This is a genomic window from Nocardioides sp. Leaf374, from assembly GCF_916862475.1.
Lineage (GTDB): Bacteria > Actinomycetota > Actinomycetes > Propionibacteriales > Nocardioidaceae > Nocardioides > Nocardioides kribbensis.
In genome coordinates this window covers 15091-40127 of sequence record NZ_CAKASO010000001.1, presented here as the reverse complement: position 1 = coordinate 40127, position 25037 = coordinate 15091, and the positions used below count along the sequence as shown (strand labels likewise).

Here is a 25037-nt window from a genome sequence, read left to right as displayed (position 1 = left end):
GGTCAGGGCCCGGCCTCCAGGCCCAGCACCTCGTACGCCGGGGCACCGTCGACGGTGCCGGTCACCAGCACCAGCCCGTCGGCCAGGACCCGGTCGAGGCGGCCCGGCACCTGCTCGCCGGCGATGCGCCCGGCCCGGTCGAGCAGCCAGACGCCGTCGGCGCCCTGCACGGCCACGTGGCCGCGGGTGGTGCCCAGCACCCGCGGCGAGGCGTCGGTCAGCACCGTCGCGGGCAGGGGCGCGGTCACCGGCCGGTCCTCGCCGGAGGCCAGCGTGGCCAGCTCGACCGCCCCGCTCTCGTGGTCGGCCTCCACCCAGGCCAGCAGCGCGTCGCCGCCGACCCCGGAGCCCGCGGCGACACCGGTCTGGAGCTGCTCCACGCGCTCGGTCGCGGCGTCGACGAGCACGGCGCCGGCCCGGCCGGGCACGGTGAGGGCGTAGACGTCGTCGGTGCCGCCGGCGAAGTAGCCCGGCTGCGGGGAGCGCCAGGTCTCCTCCCCCGTCGCGTCGTCGAGCAGCACGACCGTCTGGGCGCCGGACGCGGTCGAGGGCACCGAGGCCACGACCACGCCGCCGGTGGCCGCGGCGCCGGCCACGCCGTCGACCCGCCAGCGCACCTCGCCGGTGCCCAGGTCGAGGCCGAGGGTGCTCACGTCGTCGGGGCGGCCGGTCGGGTCGTCGACGCGCCCGGGCGGCGCCACCCGCACCACGACGACGTCCGACCCGACGCCGGCGGTGCGCGCCGCCAGCCCGGCCGGCGGCGACCAGCGCCACCGGTAGGACCCGTCGCCCTGCGACAGCGCCACGAGACCGCGTCGGCGCCCCTCGGCGTACGGCACGATCACGGGGAGGCCGGCGTCGCGGCCGAGGCGGGCGTCGGAGAGGTCGAGGTCGAGGGCGACGCGGTCGGCCCCGTCACCCACCACCAGCGGCTGCGCGCCGGTGCGCTCCCAGCGGGTCTCCCCGGTGGCTCGGTCCACGACCTGCAGCGCGGGGCCCGACCCGTCGGCGGCGTCGCCGCGCACCAGGATCGAGCGCTCCCCCACCCCGGCCGGCACGGCCGCCCCCAGGCTGGAGTCGAGGGTGGTCCACTGCGGCTCGCCGACGACCACGGTGGGCGCGGCGACGGCCTCGGCGACGGCGGGCGACGTGGGCTGCGCGGTCGACGCGACCTCCTCGACCCCGGAGCACCCGGTGGCCAGCACGGCCAGCACGACCAGCCCGGCGGCGACGCCCGACCCGGGCCGCGTGCGGGACCTCACCGTCGGGTCACCGCGACAGCGCCCCGACGAGGGTCTCCTGCAGGTAGCCGACCCAGTCGTAGATGTCGTGGGCCTGCGAGCGCGGGTCGTCGTCGGGCAGCGAGGCCCAGTAGTCCTCGTCGTCGTCCTCGATCCCCAGCCGGGTGGCCAGGGCCAGGCGCAGGTCGGTGAAGGAGCGCATCCAGGTCTCGGCGGTCGGCTCGTCGAGCTCGACGTCGATCATCAGGCCGTCCTCGCTGAGCTCGGGCGGCAGCCCGGCCTCCTCGAGACCGTCGATGATCGCGACCGCGGCGGCCGCCTTGCCGTCGCGCAGGCCGCCCTCGGTGAACCGGCGGAACTCCGCGGCCGCCTCGGGGTCCTCGCGGTAGGCGGTGGGGAAGAGCCGCGCCAGCACCGGGTCCTCGGGCTCGGTCTCCGGGCCGGAGAAGTCCATCATCGCCTCGAAGGGGTCCTGGTCCTCGCGGGGCACCGCGGCCTCGTTGCGCAGCAGCTCCACGAGCTGGGAGGCCAGGGAGCGCAGCAGGTCGGCCTCGAAGCCGGTGAAGGTGGCGATGACGCGGCGGCTGCGGCGGTGGCGGGCGAAGCCGCTCATTCCTGCTTCTCCATCGTGGCCCACAGGCCGTACTCGTGCATGGCCTGCACGTCGCGCTCCATCTCCTCGCGGCTGCCCGAGGAGACCGCCGACTTGCCGTCCTCGTGCACCTCCATCATCAGCTTCTCGGCCTTCTTCCTCGAGTAGCCGAAGTGCTTCTGGAACACGTAGGAGACGTAGGACATGAGGTTGACCGGGTCGTTCCACACGATCGTCACCCACGGGGTCGCGGGGAGGACCATCTCGTCGGGGGTGAGGGTCGGCTCGACCTCGACAGGGCTGGGCGCGGACACGTCTCCATGCTCGCACACGCCTACGCTGGCCCCCGTGACCCGCTCCTCGACGGCGCTGATGACCGACCACTACGAGCTGACCATGCTCCAGGCGGCCCTCGCCTCGGGCACGGCGCACCGGCGGGCGGTCTTCGAGCTCTTCCCGCGACGCCTCCCCGAGGGCCGGCGCTACGGCGTCGTCGCCGGCGTCGGGCGGGCCCTCGACGCGCTCGAGGACTTCCGCTTCGACGACGACGTGCTGGGCGCCCTCGACGGCGTCGTCGACGAGCCGACGCGGGCCTGGCTGGCCGGCTACCGCTTCACCGGCGACGCCTGGGGCTACGCCGAGGGCGAGGTCTACCTCCCCCACTCCCCCCTGATGGTGGTGGAGGCCTCCTTCGCCGAGGCGGTGCTGCTCGAGACGCTGCTGCTGTCGATCTACAACCACGACTCCGCGATCGCCTCCGCCGCCTCGCGGATGACGCTGGCCGCCCGGGGCCGGCCCTGCATCGAGATGGGCTCGCGCCGCACCCACGAGGAGGCAGCGGTCGCCGCGGCCCGAGCCGCCCACGTCGCCGGCTTCGCCGCCACCTCCAACCTCGCCGCCCGCCAGCGCTACGGCGTGCCCTCCACCGGCACCAGCGCCCACAGCTTCACGCTGCTGCACGACTCCGAGCGCGACGCCTTCCGCGCCCAGGTCGACTCCCTCGGCGTCGGCACCACCCTGCTCGTCGACACCTACGACGTGGCCGAGGCCGTGCGCCTCGGGGTCGAGGTCGCCGGCCCGGGGCTCGGCGCGGTGCGCCTCGACTCCGGCGACCTGGGCGTGCTGGCCCACCGGGTGCGCGCGCAGCTCGACGACCTCGGCGCCCACGACACCCGCATCGTGGTGACCTCCGACCTCGACGAGTACGCCATCGCCTCGCTGGCCTCCGCCCCCGTCGACGGCTACGGCGTCGGCACGCAGCTGGTCACCGGCAGCGGTCACCCCACCTGCGGCTTCGTCTACAAGTTGGTGGCCCGCGAGGGCGCGTCGGGCGAGCTGGAGCCGGTGGCCAAGCGCTCCCCCGACAAGGCCTCGGTGGGCGGTCGCAAGTGGGCGCTGCGTCGTCGTACGCCGGGCGGCGTGGCCGAGGCCGAGGTCGTCGGCATCGGCGCGCCGCCCACCGACGACGGCGACGACCGCGCGCTGCTCGTGCCGCTGGTGCGCGACGGCGAGGTGGTGGGCCGCGAGCCGCTCGAGGCCGCCCGCCAGCGGCACGAGCGCTCGCGGGCCGAGCTGCCGGAGGCCGCGCAGTCGATGACCCGCGGCGAGGCCGTGATCCCGACCCTGGTCCAGGACACCGCCGCCAGCGCCTAGGCTCGCACCATGACGCGTGCACTGATCGTCGTCGACGTCCAGAACGACTTCTGCGAGGGCGGCTCGCTGGCCGTGGCCGGCGGCGCGCGGGTCGCGGCCGACGTGACCGCGCTGCTGCGCGGCGACCACGGCTACGACCACGTCGTGGCCACGCAGGACCACCACGTCGACCCCGGCGCCCACTGGTCCAGCGACCCCGACTACGTCGACTCCTGGCCGGTGCACTGCGAGGTCGGCACGGCCGGTGTCGAGCTCCACCCCGACCTCGACCCGGCCCCGCTCGAGGAGCTCTTCCGCAAGGGCGAGCACGTCGCGGCCTACTCCGGCTTCGAGGGCCGCTCCGCGACCGGCGCCTCGCTGGCCGACTGGCTGCGCGAGCGCGGGGTGGACCGCGTCGACCTGTGCGGGATCGCCACCGACCACTGCGTGCGCGCCACCGCCCTCGACGCGGTGGCCGAGGGCTTCGCCACCCGCGTGCTCACCGACCTGGTCGTCGGGGTCGCCCCCGCCACCACCGAGGCCGCGCTCGCGGCCCTGCGCGAGGCCGGTGTCGAGGTTGCCTGAGCAGACCTCCGAGCAGGACCTGCTCGTCGACCTCGCCGACGGGGTGCTGCGGCTGACCATGAACCGGCCCCGCGTCTACAACGCCCTCTCCCCCGCCCTGGTCGAGGCGCTCACCGCCGAGATCGAGGGGGCCACGGCCCGCGACGACGTGCGCGTCGTGGTCGTCACGGGCGCGGGGGCGGCGTTCTCCACCGGCGCCGAGCTCGCCGGCGAGGACCCGATCGCGGGCTTCGACATCACCTCCATGGATCGCGCCAACCGTCTCGTGCGCGCCGTCGTCGGCCTCGACAAGCCAGTGCTCGCCGCGGTCAACGGCGTGGCCGCCGGCGTCGGCTGCTCCCTCGCCCTGGCCGCCGACCTGGTCGTCGCCTCCTCGCAGGCCTCCTTCCTGCTGGCCTTCGCCCGCATCGGCTTCATGCCCGACGGCGGCACCTCGGCCTCCGTCGCCGCCTCCGTCGGACGGGCCCGGGCCATGCGGATGGCCCTGCTCGCCGACCCCCTCAGCGCCCAGGAGGCCTCCGACGCCGGGCTGGTCAGCCACCTCGCCCCGGCCGAGGAGTTCCCCGCTCTCGTCGACGCCCTCGCCGCACGACTGGCCGCCGGCCCGCCGCTGGCGATGGCCGCGACCAAGAAGGCGGTCAACGCCGCCACCCTCACCGAGCTCGACGCCGCCCTCGAGCGCGAGCGCCTGGGCCAGTCGACCCTGATGCGCACCGCCGACGCCGCCGAGGGCATGCGCGCCTTCACCGAGAAGCGTCGCCCCGCCTTCCGCGGCGAGTGACGCGGGAGGCGGGGCGCGCGAGCTGCGGGGTGGCCCGGCTCAGTCGGTGATGGTCACCGGCTGGTCGCCGGAGACCAGGCGCCAGTCGACGGAGGCGAAGAGGGCGGGGTCGATCGTCTCGTTGGCGATCACCCAGTCGATGAGCAGCTGGCGGATCTCCTGCTGGCCGTTGACGACGACGGGCGCGGTGGAGACGGCGGGGAAGCCGCCGCCCCCGGACTGGCGGTAGTTGTTGACCGCGAGCACGAACTCCTGGGCGTCGGCGACGGGGACCCCGCCGTGGGCGAGGTCGCGGATGCGCGAGCCCGGCGCCGCGGCGACGTCGATGTCGTAGGTCAGCGGCTGGTCGAGGCCGAACACGGAGTCGACGTTGTAGTCGGGGGTGCCGCCCGGCGCCGTCGCGGTGACGGCGTTGGTCAGCTCGGCGATGCTCGCGGTGGTGTCGCCGGGGGTCAGCTGCTTGAAGTAGCGGGCGGAGAACTCGAGGTACTCGCGCAGCTGGGCCCCGGTGATCCGCACCCCGAGCAGCGTGTTGTCGAAGACGTAGAGCCCGGCGACGTCGCGCACGGTGATCTCGCCGGCCGGGAAGACCGCCGAGCGGCTGAAGGGCGCGGCGATCGAGAGCACCGGCAGCGCCGCGTCGGCGCCGGTGAGCCCCCGCTTGACCGCGTCGGCCTGGACGTACTGGACGAAGTCGATGATCGGCACGTCCTCGACGACGCCGCGCGCCGCGGGCAGCCGCTCCACCGAGGTGCCGATGACGGAGTTGACGTAGTCGCGCACGGTCTGGTGGGCCTCGGCCACGGCCGCCACGACCTCCTCGTCGGCGTCGACGGTGTTGGAGTTCAGTGTCTGCGACCGGGCCCCGAGCAGCTTCCACCGCTTGGCGCGACCGTCGCGGTCGCGCACCAGCCGCAGCTCGAGGTCCATCACCGCGACCCGCATGCCCCAGTAGAGCGGCTCGCACAGCAGCACCTGCTGGCCGGTGCGCTCGTTCTCGACGTAGCGCTGGGCGATCTCCTTGTGGGCGTGGCCGACGAGGATCGCGTCGATGCCGGGCACCTGCTGGGCCAGCAGCGAGGAGGCGTTCTCCGGGTAGGGCAGCGCGTCGCCGTAGGAGGAGGACGTGTCGGCGCCGGAGTGGGCCGAGACGATCACGACGTCGCAGCCCTTGCGCCGCATCTCGGGCACGAACTTCCTGGCCTGCTCGACCAGGCCGGGGAACTCCATGCGCCCCTCCACGTTGGCCTTGTCCCAGATCGCGACGCCGGGGTTGGTGAGGCCGAGGATGCCGACGCGGAGGCGGCGACCGGTGCCGGTGGCGACGGTCTTGATGACGTAGGGCGCGAAGACCGGGCGCTGGGTGGCCGGGTCGACGACGTTGGCCCCCAGCAGCGGGAAGTCGAGCTGGCTCTCGAAGGTGCGCAGCGTGTCGATGCCGTAGTTGAACTCGTGGTTGCCCAGGGCGGCGGCGTCGTAGCCGACGAGGTTCATCGCCGCGGCCATCGGGTGGACCACGTCGCTCGAGATCTTCTCGATGCGCGCGAAGTAGTAGGCCAGCGGCGTGCCCTGCAGGGTGTCGCCGGCGTCGAGGGTGATCACGGGACCCTGGCCGCGCCGCTTCTCGCGCACCGCCTCGATGAGGGTGCGGGCCTTGGCCAGCCCGATGTCGTCGCCCGCGGCGTTGGTGAACTCCGCGTCCTTGAAGTAGTCCCAGTTGAGGACGTTGCCGTGCAGGTCGGTCGTGCCGAGCACGGTGAGACGGACGTGGTCGTCGCCGCGCGGCTTGGCGGCGAGGCCGGGGGCGGCGTCGGCCGGGGTGGCGACGTAGCCGGCGGCGGCGAGGGCGGCGGCACCGGTCAGGACGGTGCGGCGCGAGGCGGGCAGGGCGTGCGACATCGAGGGGGTCCTCCCGAGACGTGGGCGCGCGGCGGGATGACCGCGCGGGACGGTTCTACCCGAGCGCACCGACACCGGTCGAGCCCTGCGACCGAGTCGTCACCCGACCGACACCCGGCCGTCCCCGCCTCAGCCGCACCACCGCTCGCGCACCGTGCGCAGCACGCGCACGTTGCGGTTGGTGGCGACACCGAGGTGGCGCTCGACGACGTCGTTGCCCAGCCGTGCGGTGTGCACGTCCACGGGCAGCAGCAGGTGCACCGCCCGGCCGGTCACGTGGGCGGACTCCCCCGCGCGCCCCGACGCCTCCACGCGGCGCACGGCCTCGGGGTCGGGATCGGCCTTGAGCAGCGACACCGTGTGGACCCCCGCGTGCCCGGCGCCGATCCGGTCGGCGTCGGCGACCACGGCGCGCAGCTCCTCGACCGAGAGGACGACCGTGGGCACCTCGAAGCCCCGGTCGGCCAGGAAGGCCTCCTCGAGCGCCGTCTCGACCTCGTGGCGCGAGGCGGCCTCGAGGCTCAGCCGCACGTTGCCGGTGCCGAGGTGGCTGACCACGTCGCGCCCGCCGCCGGCGGCCACGGCGGCGAGCACGTCGTCCTTCGGGAACCTGCGCCGGGCGCCGAGGTTGATGGCGCGCAGGAAGGCGATCCAGGTGGTCACGGGTCCCATCCTGGCCCTCTCGCCGTGGTCCCGTTGCCTCCCTGTGACCTTGGATCGTTAACGTGTCGGCCCATGACCCCGCGATCCAGCAAGCGCGTCCTGTCCACCCTGGCCCTCGCCGGCGCCCTCGGCCTCACCGCCACGGCCTGCGCGACCGAGACCACCACCACCGAGAGCGGCGCCAACGTCGTCTCCGAGGGCGAGCTGACGGTCTGCACGTCGCTGCCCTACGAGCCCTTCGAGTTCAAGCAGGGCGGCGAGGTCGTCGGCTTCGACATGGACATGATGACCAAGGTCGCCGAGGCCAACGACCTGGAGATGAGCGTCGAGGTCACCGGCTTCGAGGGCATCCAGTCGGGCCAGGCCCTCAACTCCGGCACGTGCGACGTCGCCGCCGCCGGCATGACGATCACCCCGGAGCGCGAGGAGGCCATCGACTTCTCCGACCCCTACTTCGACGCCACCCAGGCCCTCCTCACCACCGACGAGTCGATCGACTCCCTCGAGGCCCTCGACGGCATGACCCTGGCGGTCATGAGCGGCACGACCGGCGAGCTCTACGCCGAGGACAACGCCCCCGAGGGCGTCGAGATCAAGTCCTTCGAGGACCTCGGCCTGCAGACCACGGCGCTCAAGACCGGCCAGGTCGACGCCGTGATCCAGGACAACGGCCCGCTGCTCGACTACGCCAAGAACAACGAGGGCTCCTTCGTCACCGCCGAGTTCGACACCGGCGAGGCCTACGGCTTCGCGGTCCAGAAGGGCGGCAACGACGAGCTGCTGGAGACCATCAACACCGTCATCGCCGACTCCCGCGAGGACGGCTCCTACGACGAGATCTACGAGAAGTGGTTCGGTCAGGCTCCGCAGAGCTGATGTGGCCCGCACCCGCACCACCGACCCCAGGAGCCTGACCGATGGCGATGTCCCCCCGTAAGCGAGCGCAGGTCAGCCGGATGGTGCAGTACGCCATCCTCGTCGTGGCGCTCGTCGCCCTGGCGCTGGTGGCCGACTGGGGCGAGCTCCAGGACTCCTTCTTCCGCACCGAGCTGGTCAGGCAGCAGTTCCCCGACGTCCTCACGATCGCGCTGAAGAACACGATCCTCTACACCATCGGCGCGTTCGTCTTCGGTCTCGCACTGGGCCTGGTGCTGGCGCTCATGCGGCTGTCGTCGGTCGCGCCCTACCGGTGGATCGCCACCATCGTGGTGGAGTTCTTCCGCGGGGTGCCGGCCCTGATCGTCTTCATCGCGTTCTACTACGGCCTGCCGCTGGCCTTCCCCGGGCGCACGGTGCCCGGCGGCACCTTCGGCACGGTGACCGTCGCGCTGGGCCTGGTGGGCGCGGCCTACATGGCCGAGACCATCCGCGCCGGCATCCAGGCGGTGCCCAAGGGACAGATGGAGGCCGCGCGGTCGCTGGGCATGTCGCACTCGCGCGCCATGGTCACGATCATCGTGCCGCAGGCCTTCCGCATCATCCTGCCGCCGCTGACCAACGAGCTGATCCTGCTCACCAAGGACTCCTCGCTGGTCTACGTGCTCGGGCTCAGCGTGTCGGGCTACGAGCTCACCAAGTTCGGTCGGGAGGGCCTCAACGACGAGTCCAACCTGACGCCGCTCTTCCTGGCGGCCCTGTGCTACCTGATCATCACCGTCCCGCTGTCCATCGTCGTGCGACGCATGGAAGCCCGATCCGAGAGGGCCCGCTGATGACCGAGCGCACCCGTGAGTCCGGGGCGGCGATCGACGTCCTGCAGCTGCACAAGTACTTCGGCGACAACGAGGTGCTCCAGGGCATCGACTTCCACGTCGGCAACGGCCAGGTCGTCTGCGTCATCGGGCCCTCGGGCTCGGGCAAGTCGACGCTCCTGCGCTGCGTCAACCTGCTGGAGACGCCCACCTCGGGCAGGATCTTCATCGAGGACACCGAGATCACCGACCCCGACGTCGACGTCGACGCGGTGCGCAGCCGCATCGGCATGGTCTTCCAGCAGTTCAACCTCTTCCCGCACATGACCGTGCTGAAGAACCTCACCGTCGCCCAGCAGAAGGTGAAGGGGCGCGGCAAGGACGAGGCGGTCGAGTGCGCCCGCCGCAACCTGGCCAAGGTGGGGCTGGCCGAGCGCGAGGACGCCTACCCCGCGCACCTCTCCGGCGGTCAGCAGCAGCGCATCGCCATCGCGCGGGCGCTGTCGATGGACCCTGACATGATGCTCTTCGACGAGCCGACCTCCGCGCTCGACCCCGAGCTGGTCGGCGACGTCCTGGGCGTCATGAAGGACCTCGCCTCCGAGGGCATGACCATGATGGTCGTGACCCACGAGATGGGCTTCGCCCGCGAGGTCGGCGACAAGCTGGTCTTCATGGACGGCGGCGTGATCGTCGAGGAGGGCGACCCCGTCGCCGTGCTCGGCGACCCCCAGCACGAGCGCACGCAGTCGTTCCTCTCCAAGGTGCTCTGAGCCCGGCAGCCACCGCACCGCACCACGTACGCCGGACGGCGCCGGTCCCCCGCGGGGGGTCGGCGCCGTTCGGCGTACGTGAGCCGGCACACGTCTGCTGGATTGCATAGCCTTCCTATGCAACAGTGGAGGACGTGGACGACGAGACCGCTGCACCAGCCCCCGGCACCGGGACACGCGAGCGGGAGAACGACGAGCTGCGCGCGCTGAGCAACGACCTCGTCGTCCACGCCGCTCGCCTGGTGCGCGCCGTGCGCCGCCAGCACCCCTTCCCCGCGGGGATCCGGGTGCTCTCGCTGCTCGACGAGCACGGCGCCACGGGCGTCAGCGCCCTCGCCGCCCTCGACCGCTGCTCGCAGCCCACGATGTCCAACGCCGTGAGCCAGCTCGTCGAGCGCGGCTGGGTCGGCAAGCAGCCCTCCCCCGACGACGGCCGGTCCACCCTGGTGGCCCTGTCCGAGGCCGGCCGCCAGGAGCTGCGCCGCACCCGCGACCTCAACGCCTCCGTCGTGGCCGAGCGCGTCGCCGCCGGCCCTCACACCACCGAGGACCTCGCCACGGCCGTCGCCGTCCTGCGCGACCTCCTCGACACCGAGAAGGGAATCTGAACGTGACCACCTCGCACGCACCAGCGCAGGGGACCTCCATGCTGCGTCAGCCCCGGGCCGTCTGGGCCGTGGCCTTCGCCTGCGTCATCGCCTTCATGGGCATCGGCCTGGTCGACCCGATCCTCAAGGACATCGCCGCCCAGCTGCAGGCGACGCCGAGCCAGGTCTCGCTGATGTTCACCAGCTACATGGCGATCATGGGCGTGGCGATGCTGGTCACCGGCGTGGTCAGCAGCCGTATCGGACCCAAGCGCACGCTGCTCGCGGGCCTCGCCCTCATCATCGTCTTCGCCGGCCTCGCCGGAGCCTCCGACACCGTGGGCCAGATCGTCGGCTTCCGCGCGGGCTGGGGCCTGGGCAACGCCCTCTTCGTGGCCACCGCGCTCTCCACGATCGTCTCGGCCGCGGCCGGCTCGACCGCGCAGGCGATCATCCTCTTCGAGGCCGCCCTGGGCATCGGGATCGCCTCCGGCCCCCTCGTGGGCGGGCTGCTCGGCGAGCAGTCGTGGCGCGCGCCGTTCTTCGGCGTCTCGGTGCTCATGCTCCTGGCCCTGGTCGCGACGGCCGTGCTGCTGCCGGCCACGCCCCCGACCGGACGCCGCACCTCGCTGGCCGACCCCTTCCGCGCGCTGCGCCACCGCCCCCTGCTGCTGCTCGGCGTCACCGCGATCTTCTACAACATCGGCTTCTTCACCATCCTGGCCGCGGGCCCCTTCGCCCTGCCGGAGGCCGGCATCCTCGAGATCGGCTGGATCTTCTTCGCCTGGGGCCTGCTGCTGGCCTTCACCTCGGTCTTCGTGGCCCCGCTCGTGCAGCGTGCGATCGGCACCGTGCCCGCGATCATCGCCATGCTGGCGCTCTTCGCGCTCGACCTGGCCATGATGGCCGTCTTCACCACCCACGTGCCGGTGGTCGTCGCGGGCATCGTCGCCTCGGGCGCCTTCATCGGCATCAACAACACCCTCATCACCGAGGCGGTCATGGGCGCGGCCCCGGTGGAGCGGCCCGTCGCGTCGGCGGCGTACTCGTTCCTGCGCTTCTGCGGCGGCGCCGTGGGCCCGTTCGTGGCGCTCAAGCTCGGCGAGAGCGTCGACGAGCACGCGCCCTTCGTCTTCGGCGCCGCCGCGGTGCTGGTCGGTGTGGTCGTGCTGGCGGCCGGGCGCCACGTGGTCGCGGGGCGCACGCCGCACGCCGAGGTGGGCAGCCGCGCGGAGGCCGAGGCCGTCCTGGTGGGCGACGTCGACTGACCCGGGGTCCTGACCCCACGACGTCTGGACGAAGCAGCGCCCGGAGCCCGAGGGCTCCGGGCGCCTGCTCCCCCACGGAAGGCCGTCCAGCGGGTCCGGCGGTGGCTCAGCCCCGGGGCAGGGCCACCGTGATCGTGGCGACACCGACCAGGAAGTTGCCGGGGATGGCCTTCTTCCCGCTCAGGCCGTAGGTGGAGTTGAGCAGCTTGGCCGCCACCGGCGAGACGAGCACCTTCGTGCCCTGCAGCGTCGCGGTGGAGTCGGTGGTCTTGAGCGGGTTGAGGGTGCGTCCGTCGAGCTGGAAGAGGAAGGCGCTGCTCACCGCGGTCCGCCCGTTGACCGCGACGTCGCCGTAGACGCGCGAGACGCCCGGGTCGACGTTGAGGTTCGACAGCCGCACCGTGGTGCCACCGGCGCTGAGGGTCAGCCCGGAGCCCTCGTGCTGGACCTGGCCGATCACGTAGGGCGAGACCTCGCCGGGCTCGAAGACCGTCACGTTGCCGCCGGTGATGGGGAAGACCAGCGATCCCTTGACCAGCTTGGCCGTGCCGACCACGCCGGGCGTCACGCCGAGGGAGGACAGCGCGTCGGTGAAGCCCTTGTCGAGCTTGACCGCGGTCGTCTTGCCCCGCAGCGCGTCGATCGAGGCGACCGCCGCGGGGGCGCTGCCGGCGCCGCCACCGTCGTCGTCGCCGCAGGCGGCCAGGGGCAGGGTGAGCAGGGCGAGGCCTGCGAGCGCGGCGACGCGGCGGCGCGAGGGGGCGAGGAGCGGCATGGAGCGTCCTAGGGAGGCGCGGAGGGAGGAGCTGACGTCAGGCGGTTCGGTGACCTGGCTCACCCGGATTGGTCCCGCCCCGCCGCGGTCTGGTCCACCACGGGCCCCGCGCGGTCGTCGTCGGGCGCGCTCAGAGGTTGCCGCGGCGGTCCTGCTCGCGCTCGATGGCCTCGAAGAGCGCCTTGAAGTTGCCCTTCCCGAAGCCCAGCGACCCGTGGCGCTCGATGAGCTCGAAGAACACCGTGGGGCGGTCGCCGACGGGCTGGGTGAAGATCTGGAGCAGGTAGCCGTCCTCGTCGCGGTCGACGAGGATGCCGCGCGCCTTCAGCTCCTCGATCGGCACCCGCACCTCGCCGATGCGCGCGCGCAGCTCGGGGTCGTCGTAGTAGGAGTCGGGGGTGGCGAGGAACTGCACACCGCGGGCGCGCATGACGTCGACGCTGCGCAGGATGTCGCCGGTGGCCAGCGCGAGGTGCTGGCAGCCCGGGCCGGCGTAGAAGTCGAGGTACTCGTCGATCTGCGAGCGCTTCTTGGCCACGGCCGGCTCGTTGAGCGGGAACTTCACGCGGTGGTTCCCGCTCGCCACGACCTTGCTCATCAGCGCGGAGTAGTCGGTGGCGATGTCGTCGCCGACGAACTCCGCCATGTCGGTGAAGCCCATGACCCGGTGGTAGAAGTCGACCCACTCGTCCATCCGGCCGAGCTCGACGTTGCCCACGCAGTGGTCGACGGCCTGGAAGAGGCGGGCCGGGTCGCCGGCGCGCCGCTCCACCGTGCCCGTGCGGGCCACGTAGCCGGGCAGGTAGGGGCCGTCGTAGCGGCTGCGGTCGACGAGGGTGTGGCGCGTCTCGCCGTACGTCGCGATCGCTGCGGTCCGCACGGTGCCGTGCTCGTCGCTCTCGTCGTGGGGCTCCACCAGCACCGTGGCCCCGCAGGAGCGGGCGTGCGCGACGCAGCGGTCCACGTCGGGCACCTCCAGGGCCAGGTCGACCACGCCGTCGCCGTGGCGGCGGTGGTGGTCGGCCAGCGGGCTGGCGGGGTCGACGGCACCGGTGAGCACGAAGCGCGCGCTGCCCGAGCGCAGCACGAAGGAGACCGCCTCGCGGTGGCCGGTCTCGGGGCCGCGGTAGGCGACCAGCTCCATGCCCATCGCCAGCTGGTACCACCCGGCGGCCATGGTGGCGTTGCCGACCACGAACCCCACGGCGTCGAGGGCGTTGACCGGGAAGGGGTCGCGGCTCGGGTCGTGCTCGACCAGGCCCACCAGCTGCTGGAGCTGCTCGAGGGTGAGGTCGGCACGCAGCTCCTCGGGGGTGAGGGCACGGTGCGCAGCGGTCGTGGTCTCGGGGGTGGCGGTCATGGCCTCAGGATGGTGAGGGGCGGTCAGGATGTGCAACAGTTCTCCGGATCACTGGACAACCTGCACGGTCGAGGAGGCGCACGTGGACGATCTCGACCGCAGGGTGCTCGAGCTCTTCGCCGAGCAGCCCCGCCTCGGCGTGCTGGAGGCCTCCCGACGCCTCGGGGTGGCCCGCGGCACCGTGCAGGCCAGGCTCGACCGCCTCGCCGCCCGCGGTGTCGTCACCGGGTGGGGCCCCGACCTGTCGCCCGAGGCGCTCGGCTGGCCGGTCACGGCGTTCCTGACCCTGGAGATCCGTCAGGACTTCTCCCCCGACGGCGGCGCCCACGACGTGGTGGGCGAGCACCTCGCCGGCATCCCCCAGGTGCTCGAGGTGCACACCACCACCGGCTCCGGCGACCTGCTCGCGCGGGTCGTGGCCCGCTCCAACGCCGACCTGCAGCACGTCATCGACCGGGCGCTGGCCCACCCCGCGATCCTGCGGTCCTCGACCACGATCGCCCTGGCCACGCCGGTGCCCCACCGGGTGCTGCCCCTCGCCCGCCTGGCGGCGGGCCGGCCCTCGGGCTAGACCTCGTCGGGCGGCGGGGGCGCGGGGGCGAGGGCGGCCGCGACCTCCCGGGCGGCGCGCATGACGTGCTCGGCGACCGTGCGCTCGTCGACGTCGCCCATGCTGACGATGCCGACGCTGCCCTCGAGGCCGTCGACGTCGATGGGGGCGGCCAGGCCCTGGGCGCCGGTCTGGAGCTCACCGAGCGTCACGACGTAGGGCGGGCGCGGCCCCTGGGCCCGGCCGGCGAGGATCGCCTTGCCCGCCGCGCCCTGGAGGAGGGGGTGGCGCGTGCCGACCCGGTAGGAGACGTGGAAGTCGGTCCACGAGGGCTCCACCACCGCGACGGCGAGCGCCTCGTTGCCCTCGGCCACGGTCAGGTGGGCGGTGTGGCCCACGGCCTCGGCCAGGGTGCGCAGCACCGGCCCGGCGACGTCGCGCAGCACGGGGTGGACGGCCGAGGCGATGTGGAGCACGCCGAGCCCGACGTGGAGCCGGCCCCGTGCGTCGCGCCGGACCATCGAGTGCTGCTCCAGGGTGCTGACCAGCCGGTAGACGACCGTGCGGTTGACCTCGAGGGCCGCCGCGAGCTCGGTGACCGTGAGCCCGCCCGCCGAGGCGGCCAGCACGTCGAGGACGCGCAGGCCCCGGTCCAGGGTCTGGGACGTCTCGGCCGACATGGGGCGAGTCTAGGGCGGTCCCCGCCCGGGGTCGGTCTCAGCCCGACTTGCGCGCCGCCCAGTCGCGGATGCGGTCGATGCGGGCCCGCAGCTGCTCGGCGTTGGCGATGGCCGCCGCCGGGCCGCCGCACTCCTTGCGCAGCGCGGCGTGGGTGATCCCGTGGGCCTGGCCGGTGCGGTGGTGCCACGCGGCCACGAGCCCGTTGAGCTCGCGCCGCAGCACCGCCAGCTGCTCGTGGGTGCTGACCTGGGTCACCGAGTCGGCCGGACGCGCCTGCGCCGCGCTCGGGGGCGCCGCCGCCTTCTGCTTGCGCGCCCGGTCGCTCTGGCGCTGCTGGAGCAGCTCGCGCATCTGGGAGGGCTCGAGCAGGCCGGGGATGCCGAGGAAGTCCATCTCCTCCTCCGAGCCGACGTGCACCTCGCCCTCGTGGCCGAACTCGCCGCCGTCGTAGAGCACCCGGTCGAAGCGCGCCTCGGAGCCGAGCGCCTCGAAGGGCAGCTTGTCCTCCTCCGCGGAGGCCGACTCCCCCTGCTGCGCCTCGGCGAGCAGGTCGTTCTCGGCGGCGAAGATGTCGTCCTCGTCGGTGACCGTGCGCCCGAGCACGTGGTCGCGCTCGACCTCCATCTCCGAGGCGAAGCCGAGCAGGCGCGGCACCGACGGCACGAAGACCGACGCCACCTCGCCGCGGGTGCGCGCGCGCACGAAGCGGCCCACGGCCTGGGCGAAGAACAGCGGCGTGGAGGTGGTCGTGGCGTAGACCCCGACGGCCAGGCGCGGCACGTCGACGCCCTCGGAGACCATGCGCACCGCGACCATCCAGCGCGAGTCGTCCTCGGCGAAGGCGGTGATCTTCTTCGAGGCCGCCTTCTCGTCGGAGAGGACCACGGTGGCCGACTGCCCGGTGATCTGGCGCAGGGTCTTGGCGTAGGAGCGCGCGGAGTCCTGGTCGGTGGCGATGACCAGGCCGCCGGCGTCGGGCACGTGACGGCGCACCTCGGTCAGCCGGCTGTCGGCGGCGGCCAGCACCGAGGGGATCCAGGAGCCGCCGGGGTCCAGCGCGGTGCGCAGGGCCTGGTTGGTGAGGTCCTTGGTCAGCGGCTCCCCGAGGCGTGCGGCCACCTCGTCGCCGGCGCGGGTGCGCCAGGTCATCTCCCCGGAGTAGGCCAGGAAGAGCACGGGGCGCACGACGTGGTCGGCCAGCGCGTGGGCGTAGCCGTAGGTGTAGTCGGCCACCGACCGCGGGATGCCGTCGCCGCCCGGCGCGTAGGTGACGAACGGGATCGGGTTGACGTCGGAGCGGAAGGGCGTGCCGGTGAGGGCCAGCCTGCGCGCGGCGGGCTCGAAGGCCTCGCGCACGCCCTCGCCCCACGACAACGCGTCACCGGCGTGGTGCACCTCGTCGAGGATCACCAGCGTCTTGAAGCGCTCGGTGCGGATCCGCATGGCCAGCGGGTTGACCGCGACGCCGGCGTAGGTGACCGCGATGCCGACGTAGTCCTCCGACGTGCGGCCCTTGCCGGCCGAGTAGGCCGGGTCGAGCGGGATGCCGGCCCGCGCGGCAGCCTCGGCCCACTGGAGCTTGAGGTGCTCGGTGGGGGCGACCACGGTGATGCGGTCGATCATCCGGCGCCCCAGCAGCTCGGCGGCCACCGACAGCGCGAAGGTCGTCTTGCCCGCGCCGGGCGTCGCCACGGCGAGGAAGTCGCGGGAGGGCCCGTCGAAGTACTTCTCCATCGCCGCCTGCTGCCAGGCGCGCAGCGACGGGGCCGTGCCCCAGGCGGCGCGCTGCGGGAAGGCGGGGCTGAGCGCGGGGACGAGGTGGGGTGCGGGCTCGGAGCCGCCCGTCACGCGTCGTCGCCCGCGTCGTCCTTCATGTTCTCCCAGGCGTCCTTGCACTCGGGGCACACGGGGTACTTCTCCGGCGCGCGGCTCGGCACCCAGACCTTGCCGCACAGGGCGACGACCGGGGTGCCCATGACCATCGCCTCGGTCAGCTTGTCCTTCTCGACGTAGTGGGAGAAGCGCTCGTGGTCACCGTCGTCGGTCGGGACGGTGCGCTGGTCCTCGCGGACCTTCTCGTCGACCGCGGTGCCGGTTCCGAATCCGAAGCTCACCCGCCCAGTGTAGGCGAGCCGGACCTCAGTTGAGCTCGGGGTCGGCGGGCCGGGTGGCGTGCCAGGCCAGCTCCCCCGGCTGGCGCCGCACGACGTCGCGGCGCAGGTCGGTGACGTCGTCGCGGAAGACGTCGTCGGCGGTGCCGGGCACCACCAGCCAGTCGCCCCCGGCGATCTCGCCCTCGAGCTGTCCGGCGCCCCATCCGGCGTACCCCGCGAAGACCCGTACGCCGAGCAGCGCGTCGGCCACCTGCTCCACGGGCGTGCCGAGGTCGACCAGCCCGAGCCGGTCCACGACCGGGCGGAAGCCCGCGGGCGGCTCCCCCGGCCCCAGCAGCGCGAGCGCGATCGCCCCGTCGGCGGAGACCGGACCGCCCTGGAAGAGCACGTCGGGCTCGACGACCAGGCGGTCCCAGCCCTCCAGCACCTGCTCGACGCTCACCGGGGTGGGCCGGTTGAGCACGACGCCGACCGCGCCCTCGGCGTCGGCGTCGAGCAGCAGCACGACGGTGTCGGCGAAGTGGGGGTCGAGCAGGCCCGGCCCCGCCACCAGCAGCATGCCCGCACCGACCTCGCTCATGGAGCAATCATGGCACCGGGGCGGTGGGTGCGATCAGGCCGCGAGGGCGGCGCGCAGGCGCCCGAGCAGGCTGGCGGACCGGTGGGCCACCGGGGGCTCGAGGCTCGCGCCCGGCTGCCAGCCGGCGCGCGCACGCGCCTCGATGCGGGACCCGGCGCGGGCCGCGGCGGCGGTGGCGTGGGTGCCGGCCTGCCCGGCCATCACGGCCAGCAGGTGGTGCTCCTTGGCCGACGCCTTGCGCAGCGCGGCGGCCATCACCTCGTCGCGGGGCTCGGCGCGGTAGTGGTCGAGCACGGCGCGCACCCCGGGCATCTCGTCGGCCGTGCCGCGCCAGGCGGCGACGACGGCGTCCTCGAGCGCCATCGGCTGGTGCACCAGCTCGCGCTCGATGCGGCCCGACAGGCGGGTGTGCCAGCGCAGCTGGAGGGCGCCGAGCAGGTCGAGCTCGTCGTAGAAGGCGCTCGTGGCGCCCTCGACGTCGAGCGGGAGCAGGCCGTCGACACGGGCGTCGGCGGCGGCGATCACGGCGCGGAGGATCTCCCCGCGGTTGCGGTGGCTGTTCCAGGTCATGGTCACTCCTCGGTCGTTCACGGTTCACGTACCGTGAGTACGTACCGATGGTAGGTCGGCATACCGGCGGTATCCAAGCACCACAGGGGTGACCTGACCCCGATCCGGCGTGATCCCGCCCACCCGGCGCGGCCGGCCCGTGGCGGCGGCCACATAGGGTGGGCCCATGGCGAAGTCCTCGGTCTCCAAGCTGGTCCCCAAGGTGCCCGCGGTGCCGGGCGTCAGCCGTCGCCAGCAGTACTCCGCGTCGACCAAGCGGGCCCTCGTCGACGTGGCCGAGCAGATGTTCACCGAGCACGGCTACGCCTCCACCTCGCTGGACTCGATCGTGGCCGGGGCCGACGTCACCAAGGGCGCCCTCTACCACCACTTCAGCGGCAAGCAGGCCCTCTTCGAGGCCGTCTTCGAGCGGGTGGAGTCCGACGCGGCGCGTGCGATCCAGAAGGTGCTGCGGGGCAAGAAGGACCCCTGGGAGAAGGCCCGGGCCGGGCTGCGCACGTTCCTCGAGGTGGTCCAGGAGCCGGGCTACCGCCGCATCGTGGTGCAGGAGGGCCCGGCCGTGCTGGGCTACGAGCGCTACCGCGAGCAGGAGGAGCGCTCCACCTACGCCAACGTCCTGGAGATCATGCGCTCGGTCCTGGGCGCCGGGCCGTGGGAGCTCGAGGACGAGATGCTGCAGACCTTCTCCCGCATCTTCTTCGGCGCCATGGCCTCGGCCGGGGAGTCCGTGGCCGGCTCCGACGACCCGATCGCGGCCGCCGCCCGGGTCGAGGCCGCGATCGGCTTCATGATCGCCGGCTTCCAGGCCCTCGCCGACGCCGGCGTGATGCTGCCGACCGGCCCGCTGGGGCCGATCGCCACCACCGACTGACCCCGACCGGACCGGCGGTCCCGGGCCGGGCTACTTGGCGAAGGTGACCGAGCCGCCGTCGGTGGGCACCAGCTCGATCCAGGTGCGTCCGGCCGGCACGCTCAGCGCGCCCGCCCTCGTCGACAGCTCGAGGGGCTGGTCGAGTCCCGGCTTCGTCCAGGTGCCCCGCACCAGCGTGCCGCCGTGGAAGAGCATCGCCTCGCCCTTGCCCTCGAGGGTCGTCTCGGGCACGGGATTGCCGGCCGGGTCGAGGTAGCCCGCGTCGCCGACCGGCACGCGCAGCACGAGCACGGTGTCGGCGGGGAACTCGTCGCCCTGCGCGGCGAAGGTGTCGGTGTTGGTGTAGCCGCCGTCGGCGTACGTCCAGCTCGTGGTGTGGCTGCCGGAGAAGCTCGCGGCCAGCGACCGCGCCGGCTGGCCCGCGGGCAGGTCGGACTCCTCGCCCCAGGGCAGGTAGTCGCTGGGCCGCTCCGCGGCGCCGTCGGTCAGCGTCGTGGTCGCCGCGAGGTCGGTGAAGAGGTTGTAGGGCGCGCTGCGCGAGGAGTCGCGGAAGAACCCCTTGGAGCCCTCGGCGAAGAAGGTGATCCCGGCCTGCTTGATCCGCCCGATGGTGACCGCGGCGGCACCGCTGGTCACCACGGCGGCGTCGGCGGGGGCCACGATCCCGATGTCGCTGGCCCGCATCGAGCGCACCGGACCCACCGTGCCGGGGATCTCGGAGTAGAAGAAGGCGGCCAGGCGGGTCATCCCGCCCTCCACCAGCTCCTCGACCACCAGGTCGGCCTCGCCCAGGCCCAGCTGCGGGGCCGCGGAGGAGGTGTTGTCCATCTTCAGCACCATGACGGGGTGGCGCTGGGCCGCCGACTCCCCCTTGCCCACCGGCAGGCCGGTCAGCGGCCAGGTCGCCTCGAGCCGCTCCCCCGCGGCGACGTCCTGGGCCTCGGCGCCGCCCCCGGAGCCGTCGGAGGACTCCTCGCCCCCGCCGCACCCGGCGAGCACCAGGGTGGCGGCGGCGAGCAGGGCGGTGGCGCGCGCGGCGCGGCGGCGGGTCGGGACGGGACGGATGAGCACGTCGGGCTCCGATCGGTGGGAGGTCGGGAGGACGGAAGGAACGGAAAGGCTACTGAGTCGATCGACAAAACCAGCGACCGCCCCCAGTGTGCGACCCGGACGCGCTCCGTGGACGGAGGCGCGCGGGCCGCAGCACCGACGGCGGTCGGCTGAGCGGTGCGGGGTCAGCCGCGGGAGATGGTGGCCCCACCGTCGACGTAGAGGGTCTGGCCGGTGATGTAGGAGGCCTCGTCGCTGGCCAGGAAGGTCACCGCGGCGGCGATGTCCTCGGGGTGGCCGACGCGCTTCACGGGGTTGGCCTCGCCGCTGAGGCGGCGGAACTCCTCGACGTCCATCTTCAGCCGCGCCGCGGTCTGGTCGGTCATGTCGGTGGCGATGAAGCCCGGCGCGACCGCGTTGACGTTGACGCCGAAGGCGCCCAGCTCGAGGGCGAGGGTCTTGGTGAAGCCCTGCAGGCCCATCTTGGCCGCGGAGTAGTTGGCCTGGCCGCGGTTGCCCAGCGCCGAGGTGCTGGAGGTGTTGACGATCTTGCCGTAGCGCTGCTCCACGAAGTGCTTCTGCGCGGCCTGGCTCATCAGGAAGGCACCCTTGAGGTGCACGCCCATGACGAGGTCCCAGTCGAGCTCGGTCATCTTGAACAGCAGGTTGTCGCGGGTCACGCCGGCGTTGTTGACCAGGATGTGCAGGCCGCCGAGCTCCTCGACCACGCGGGCCACGGCCGCCTCGACCGAGGCCTTGTCGCTGACGTCGCAGCCGATGCCGACCGCCTGGGTGCCCAGGGTGGCCGCCGACTCCGCGGCGGCGGACTCGTCGAGGTCCACGATCGCGACCGCGGCCCCCTCCTGAGCGAAGCGCTGGGCGGTGCCGAGCCCAATGCCGCGAGCGGCTCCGGTGATCACGGCCACGCGTCCGTCGAAACGACCCATGCTGCTGTCCTCCTCAGTGGCCGCGGGCGCGGCCGGTGGTGTACGTCGAGACGCCGGTCACCCTAGGTCACCGGCCCGGGGGCGGTGACGTCAGTCCAGCGCCGACCGCAGCCGCGCGGCGTACGACGCACGCTCGCCGTCGTCGTAGCGCTGCCGCGGCCAGAAGAAGCCCCGCAGGCCGTCGCCCTTGGTGCGCGGCACGACGTGCAGGTGCAGGTGGGGCACCGACTGGCTGACGGTGTTGTTGACCGAGACCCAGCTGCCCTGCGCGCCCAGCGCCTCGACCACCGCGGTGCACAGCCGCTGGGCCGCGGCCAGGAACGGGTCGCGCAGCTCGCCGGGCAGGTCGGGCAGGGTCACGACGTGGGTGCGCGGCACCAGCAGCACGTGGCCGCGGAAGACCGGTCGCTGGTCGAGGAAGGCGACGAGGTCGTCGGTCTCCAGCACGAGGTCGGCCGGGGTCTCCCCCGCCACGATCGCGCAGAAGACGCAGCCGGCCCCGCTCACTCGCACACGACCCCGGCGCAGCGCGGGTCGAGCACGACACGGCCGGCGCCCGCGCTGGCGTCGAAGTGGTGGGCGTCCTGCACGCCATAGGTCCAGCGCAGGCCGTGGGCCCGCATGGCGCTGACCACGGCGTGGGCCGAGGAGCGCCACGCCACCCTCGGGTGCGAGCGGGAGGGCCACCAGGTGTTGGGCACCGTGCCCTGCTGGGAGCGGTAGGGGTTCTCCCACGGGTTGACGTCGAGGGAGCGGCCGTAGGAGTGCGGGGAGCGCACGCCCGGGCGCCCGACGACGTCGCGGCAGTTGAAGGCCGAGGTGTTGTCGGCGGCCATCGAGGCGTAGTCGTCGGCGCCACCGAGGCGCTTCGACCAGCCGAAGCGGTCCACGCGGTACATCGCGCGGATCGGCAGCTGCTCGCGGTACATCTGGCCCAGCGCGCCCGCCATCTGGCCGACGGCGCCGGTGGCGGCCACCAGCTCACCGCGGTACCGGTAGCCGTCGAAGCCCCAGTAGTTGATGCGCAGCAGCCGCAGGCCGGAGCGGCCCACGGGGCAGCCGGCGTGCCAGCTGCGGCCGGTCATCTGCTTCCAGACCCCGTCGGGGATGGCGGTGACGACCGGGCGGGCGCCCTCGCCGGTGGCGCGGGGCTGGCGGGGCAGGGAGATGCGGGGCCGCGGGGCGCCGGCGGGCAGCGCGACCGGGGCGCCCGGCGGGCGGTTGTCGACCAGGTGCGTGCCGCTGACCGAGCGCTCGAGCCAGGCCTTGGCGGGGGCGAGGGCGCGGTAGACGGTGTCGACGCGGGGGCGCACCGTCAGCGAGGCGCGGCCCTGGTCGTCGGTGCGCACCCGGACCGGGCCGCTCCACGCCTTCGCGCCTCGCGGCTTGCTCTGCACCGTGACGCGCCCCGCCACCGGCGTGCCGCTGCCGGTCGTCCACCGCACCGCGAGGTCCACCGACCGCTCGTCGACGACCCTCCCGGGTCCACCCAGGCGCAGGTCGGAGCCGCGCTTGCGCAGCGGCAGCACCGTGGTGGCCTCGGCCGCCGGGTGGGTCGCGTCGCCGGCGAAGACCGCGCGGACGACGTTGTCCTTCGGCGCGCGGGCGAGCACGACGTCGACGACCACCGCGCCGGCCTCGTCGCTCAGGGCGCGGGCGACCTCGGCCCACTCCCCTCCCCGGCGCCGCTCCACGACGACCTCCGCCCCGGCGACCGGGGCGCCGGCGTCGTCGCGCAGGGTCGCCGTGAGCGGCGTGGCGGTGTCGGCGTAGCGCGCGGGCGCCTCGAGGGTCAGCCCCAGCGCCCGGGCCGCGGTGGCGGGCAGGGCCGCCAGGGCCGCGCCCGCGAGGGCGGCGCAGACGAGCAGGACGAGCAGGCGCAGAGGGGTCTGCAGGGGGGACGGCATGGCGCTCAGTGTGCCGATCCCCCGCGCCGTTGGGCAGCCCCCACGCGGGCGAGGCACGCGCGGGGCCCGCCCCGGTCCCGGCCGCCGGCTACCGCCCGGCGACCCAGGTGTCGCGCGCGTAGACCGCGGAGTCGGGGTGGTCGGCGAAGACCCCGTCGACCCCGGCGTCGAGGAAGGCCTGCACCTCGGCGAAGACGTCGCCCTTGGCGTCCGGGTCGGTGCCGGTGCGGAAGTCGGTGGCCATGAACTGGTTCTCGTCGCGCACGGTGAACACCACGACCCGCAGGCCCGCCGCGTGGGCGTCGTCGACGACGTCGCTGGGCCCGGTCAGCGCCCCGGAGGCGTCGCGCGGCAGCACCACGTCCTTGTTGGGGCCCAGCCAGTCGGCGTAGCGCGCCACCTTCGCGAGCCCCGCCGGCGTCACGAGGTCGGCGTACGTCGTGTCCTTGCCGGCCGCGACGAGGTCGTAGGGCGCGCCGGTGGCGTCGACCAGCTGCTCGACGGGCGCCTCGGTGAGGCGGTCGATCTGCTTGAGGTTGGTGGTCTCGAAGGACTGGATGAGCACCTTGCTGCGCTTCTCGTCCAGGCCGAAGCGCTTCAGCTCACGCAGCATCGGCTCCTCCAGGGACAGCCCGATGGAGTCGAAGTACGTGGGGTGCTTGGTCTCCGGCGCGACGCCGATCCTGCGGCCGGTCTCCCGGGAGGCCGTGCGAGCCAGGCGCAGCACCTCGGTGAAGGTCGGCACCCGGAAGCGGCCGTCGTAGCGGGTGTTGTCGGGGCGCACCTGCGGCAGCCGCTCCACGGCACGCAGCGTGCGCAGCTCGCGCAGCGTGAAGTCCTCGGTGAACCACCCGCTGACCTCGCGGCCGTCGATGGTCTTGGTGGTGCGGCGGTCCGCGAACTCGGGGTGCTCGGCGACGTCGGTGGTGCCGCTGATCTCGTTCTCGTGGCGGGCCACGAGCACGCCGTCCTTGGTCGGGACCAGGTCGGGCTCGATGTAGTCGGCGCCGAGCTGGATGGCCAGGCGGTAGGAGGCCAGCGTGTGCTCGGGGCGGTAGCCCGAGGCGCCGCGGTGGCCGACGACGACCGGGGTGCGCAGCTGGGTGACGGGCCGCTCGGCGGCAGCGGACTGGGCGGCGCGCTCCTGCTCGAGCGCGCCGGCACCGCCGGCGGGGCGGGCCTCGGCGGGGGCGAGGAGGCCGGGCCCGACCAGGAGGGCCAGGGCGGTGAGTCCGGCGACGGGCAGCAGGGTGCGGGGGGAGGTCTTCCGAGAGGTCATGGGCGCACCGTAGGACGACGCCGGTGGCCGGTCGGGGAGGCGGCCGTGAACGGCGGGCGACGCGCAGCGGTCCAGCGCGGGACCCTCAGCGCACACCGGGGGCGTAGATCACCTCGGGTCGCTCGATGCACAGGCGGGTCTCGTCGTCGGCGGCGAGCTCCGGGTGCGCGGCCAGGGCGGGCTGCAGCTGGGCGGCCAGCACGTCCATGCGGGGCACGAACGGGGTGGAGACGCCGATATCGGCCTGGCCCGGCCGCCGTACGTCGAGGAACCAGCGCCCGGTGTTGCCGGGCGCCGACGACGACACGAAGCGGTGGATCCGCACCGTCGTCGGCGGAGCGAGCGGAGCCTCGCGCCGCTGCCACAGCGCCCGTTGGTGGAAGGTCCCGGTGGCCTGGTCGATCCAGACCCGCGAGGTCCACACGATCCCGATGCCCAGCAGGAGCGCGAGCGAGAGGAGTCCGAGCAGGGGCACGACCACCACGGTCAGCGCGGTCCAGTCCATGGTGCCCCGCACCACGCGCAGCAGGTTCCACCCGAAGCCCGCGACGACGAGCGCGGCGACGGCGGTCATCAGCAGCCGCCACAGGATCGAGGGCCGCATCGTCTGGTCGCTCATGGTGCCTCCGAGGGGGTGACCG

28 protein-coding genes are annotated in these 25037 nt (G+C 73.7%); 10 read left to right on the top strand and 18 right to left on the bottom strand.

Going from position 1 to position 25037, the window contains the following annotated elements; translation table 11 throughout:
* Positions 1-2 precede the first annotated feature (2 nt).
* From LPA27_RS00215 to clpS, 3 genes are read right to left on the bottom strand one after another with little or no spacing between them, the layout of a single operon-like run.
* Positions 3-1262, bottom strand: coding sequence for a hypothetical protein (locus LPA27_RS00215; protein WP_228941080.1), 1260 nt, complete (start codon positions 1260-1262; stop codon positions 3-5).
* 7 nt (positions 1263-1269) lie between these two features.
* Positions 1270-1854, bottom strand: a complete 585-nt coding sequence (locus LPA27_RS00210) for a DUF2017 domain-containing protein (protein ID WP_056863657.1) — start codon at positions 1852-1854, stop codon at positions 1270-1272.
* A complete protein-coding gene (gene clpS / locus LPA27_RS00205) occupies positions 1851-2147 on the bottom strand; it encodes an ATP-dependent Clp protease adapter ClpS (protein WP_082502739.1) in 297 nt (98 codons plus the stop codon). Before clpS ends, LPA27_RS00210 begins: the two co-directional genes overlap by 4 nt.
* 34 nt (positions 2148-2181) lie before the next feature.
* Here clpS and LPA27_RS00200 point away from each other — a divergent pair, with 34 nt between their 5' ends.
* From LPA27_RS00200 to LPA27_RS00190, 3 genes are read left to right on the top strand one after another with little or no spacing between them, the layout of a single operon-like run.
* Positions 2182-3486 (top strand): nicotinate phosphoribosyltransferase, encoded by a 1305-nt coding sequence (locus LPA27_RS00200; RefSeq protein ID WP_267477166.1) that lies wholly within the window; start codon positions 2182-2184, stop codon positions 3484-3486.
* 9 nt (positions 3487-3495) lie between these two features.
* Positions 3496-4050: an isochorismatase family protein gene (locus LPA27_RS00195; RefSeq protein ID WP_228941079.1), complete on the top strand. Its 555-nt coding sequence runs from the start codon at positions 3496-3498 to the stop codon at positions 4048-4050.
* Positions 4043-4831, top strand: a complete 789-nt coding sequence (locus LPA27_RS00190; protein ID WP_228941078.1) for an enoyl-CoA hydratase-related protein — start codon at positions 4043-4045, stop codon at positions 4829-4831. Before LPA27_RS00195 ends, LPA27_RS00190 begins: the two co-directional genes overlap by 8 nt.
* 39 nt (positions 4832-4870) lie before the next feature.
* Here LPA27_RS00190 and LPA27_RS00185 read toward each other — a convergent pair whose 3' ends face one another.
* Together LPA27_RS00185 and LPA27_RS00180 are read right to left on the bottom strand one after the other, a co-directional pair.
* Positions 4871-6730, bottom strand: coding sequence for a bifunctional metallophosphatase/5'-nucleotidase (locus tag LPA27_RS00185; protein ID WP_228941077.1), 1860 nt, complete (start codon positions 6728-6730; stop codon positions 4871-4873).
* Positions 6731-6859: 129 nt separating this feature from the next.
* Positions 6860-7393 carry a DUF1697 domain-containing protein gene (locus LPA27_RS00180; protein WP_416383220.1) on the bottom strand — a complete coding sequence of 178 codons (534 nt, stop codon included), beginning with the start codon at positions 7391-7393 and terminating at the stop codon, positions 6860-6862.
* A 72-nt stretch (positions 7394-7465) separates the two neighbouring features.
* On the opposite strand from LPA27_RS00180, the gene LPA27_RS00175 reads away from it, so the two are divergent.
* The 5 genes from LPA27_RS00175 to LPA27_RS00155 all read left to right on the top strand — a co-directional run bounded on the left by LPA27_RS00175 (position 7466) and on the right by LPA27_RS00155 (position 11712).
* The gene (locus tag LPA27_RS00175; RefSeq protein WP_056863652.1) at positions 7466-8269 is read left to right on the top strand and encodes a basic amino acid ABC transporter substrate-binding protein; all 804 of its coding nucleotides are present in this window, start codon (positions 7466-7468) and stop codon (positions 8267-8269) included.
* 41 nt (positions 8270-8310) lie between these two features.
* Positions 8311-9105 carry an amino acid ABC transporter permease gene (locus tag LPA27_RS00170; RefSeq protein ID WP_056903547.1) on the top strand — a complete coding sequence of 265 codons (795 nt, stop codon included), beginning with the start codon at positions 8311-8313 and terminating at the stop codon, positions 9103-9105.
* Positions 9105-9857 carry an amino acid ABC transporter ATP-binding protein gene (locus LPA27_RS00165; RefSeq protein ID WP_056903546.1) on the top strand — a complete coding sequence of 251 codons (753 nt, stop codon included), beginning with the start codon at positions 9105-9107 and terminating at the stop codon, positions 9855-9857. The genes LPA27_RS00170 and LPA27_RS00165 overlap by 1 nt, the downstream gene beginning before the upstream one ends.
* A 134-nt stretch (positions 9858-9991) precedes the next feature.
* The gene (locus tag LPA27_RS00160; RefSeq protein ID WP_056864533.1) at positions 9992-10465 is read left to right on the top strand and encodes a MarR family winged helix-turn-helix transcriptional regulator; all 474 of its coding nucleotides are present in this window, start codon (positions 9992-9994) and stop codon (positions 10463-10465) included.
* Between the two features lie 38 nt (positions 10466-10503).
* Entirely contained in the window at positions 10504-11712 is a 1209-nt protein-coding gene (locus tag LPA27_RS00155) for an MFS transporter (protein ID WP_082502737.1), read from the top strand.
* 106 nt (positions 11713-11818) lie between these two features.
* Here LPA27_RS00155 and LPA27_RS00150 read toward each other — a convergent pair whose 3' ends face one another.
* On the bottom strand, positions 11819-12487 hold the full coding sequence (locus tag LPA27_RS00150; RefSeq protein WP_228941075.1) for a hypothetical protein: 669 nt from the start codon (positions 12485-12487) through the stop codon (positions 11819-11821).
* Between the two features lie 130 nt (positions 12488-12617).
* Positions 12618-13847 carry a 4-hydroxyphenylpyruvate dioxygenase gene (hppD, locus tag LPA27_RS00145; RefSeq protein WP_056863647.1) on the bottom strand — a complete coding sequence of 410 codons (1230 nt, stop codon included), beginning with the start codon at positions 13845-13847 and terminating at the stop codon, positions 12618-12620.
* Positions 13848-13929: 82 nt separating this feature from the next.
* Between hppD and LPA27_RS00140 the strand changes: the two genes are divergently transcribed.
* The gene (locus tag LPA27_RS00140) at positions 13930-14418 is read left to right on the top strand and encodes an Lrp/AsnC family transcriptional regulator (protein WP_228941074.1); all 489 of its coding nucleotides are present in this window, start codon (positions 13930-13932) and stop codon (positions 14416-14418) included.
* Here the strand turns inward: LPA27_RS00140 and LPA27_RS00135 are convergent.
* From LPA27_RS00135 to LPA27_RS00115, 5 genes are all read right to left on the bottom strand, one after another.
* On the bottom strand, positions 14415-15077 hold the full coding sequence (locus LPA27_RS00135) for an IclR family transcriptional regulator (protein WP_228941073.1): 663 nt from the start codon (positions 15075-15077) through the stop codon (positions 14415-14417). The genes LPA27_RS00140 and LPA27_RS00135 overlap by 4 nt on opposite strands.
* A gap of 37 nt (positions 15078-15114) precedes the next feature.
* The gene (locus LPA27_RS00130; RefSeq protein WP_228941183.1) at positions 15115-16812 is read right to left on the bottom strand and encodes a DEAD/DEAH box helicase; all 1698 of its coding nucleotides are present in this window, start codon (positions 16810-16812) and stop codon (positions 15115-15117) included.
* A 110-nt stretch (positions 16813-16922) separates the two neighbouring features.
* Complete coding sequence (locus tag LPA27_RS00125; RefSeq protein WP_056863643.1) at positions 16923-17192, bottom strand: DUF3039 domain-containing protein; 270 nt, start codon at positions 17190-17192, stop codon at positions 16923-16925.
* A 25-nt stretch (positions 17193-17217) separates the two neighbouring features.
* Entirely contained in the window at positions 17218-17772 is a 555-nt protein-coding gene (locus LPA27_RS00120; protein WP_056903540.1) for a YqgE/AlgH family protein, read from the bottom strand.
* Between the two features lie 33 nt (positions 17773-17805).
* A complete protein-coding gene (locus tag LPA27_RS00115; RefSeq protein WP_228941072.1) occupies positions 17806-18342 on the bottom strand; it encodes a hypothetical protein in 537 nt (178 codons plus the stop codon).
* A 166-nt stretch (positions 18343-18508) separates the two neighbouring features.
* Between LPA27_RS00115 and LPA27_RS00110 the strand changes: the two genes are divergently transcribed.
* Entirely contained in the window at positions 18509-19213 is a 705-nt protein-coding gene (locus tag LPA27_RS00110; RefSeq protein WP_056863640.1) for a TetR/AcrR family transcriptional regulator, read from the top strand.
* A gap of 30 nt (positions 19214-19243) precedes the next feature.
* Here LPA27_RS00110 and LPA27_RS00105 read toward each other — a convergent pair whose 3' ends face one another.
* The 6 genes from LPA27_RS00105 to LPA27_RS00080 all read right to left on the bottom strand — a co-directional run bounded on the left by LPA27_RS00105 (position 19244) and on the right by LPA27_RS00080 (position 25015).
* Positions 19244-20284 carry a DUF3048 domain-containing protein gene (locus LPA27_RS00105; protein ID WP_056903539.1) on the bottom strand — a complete coding sequence of 347 codons (1041 nt, stop codon included), beginning with the start codon at positions 20282-20284 and terminating at the stop codon, positions 19244-19246.
* 164 nt (positions 20285-20448) lie between these two features.
* A complete protein-coding gene (locus LPA27_RS00100) occupies positions 20449-21210 on the bottom strand; it encodes an SDR family NAD(P)-dependent oxidoreductase (protein WP_056863638.1) in 762 nt (253 codons plus the stop codon).
* Between the two features lie 90 nt (positions 21211-21300).
* Complete coding sequence (locus LPA27_RS00095) at positions 21301-21717, bottom strand: HIT family protein (RefSeq protein WP_056863637.1); 417 nt, start codon at positions 21715-21717, stop codon at positions 21301-21303.
* Complete coding sequence (locus LPA27_RS00090) at positions 21714-23117, bottom strand: M15 family metallopeptidase (protein ID WP_228941071.1); 1404 nt, start codon at positions 23115-23117, stop codon at positions 21714-21716. Before LPA27_RS00090 ends, LPA27_RS00095 begins: the two co-directional genes overlap by 4 nt.
* An 88-nt stretch (positions 23118-23205) precedes the next feature.
* Entirely contained in the window at positions 23206-24396 is a 1191-nt protein-coding gene (locus LPA27_RS00085; protein WP_228941070.1) for a glycerophosphodiester phosphodiesterase, read from the bottom strand.
* A gap of 85 nt (positions 24397-24481) precedes the next feature.
* Complete coding sequence (locus LPA27_RS00080) at positions 24482-25015, bottom strand: hypothetical protein (RefSeq protein ID WP_056863634.1); 534 nt, start codon at positions 25013-25015, stop codon at positions 24482-24484.
* Between the last annotated feature and the right edge of the window lie 22 nt (positions 25016-25037).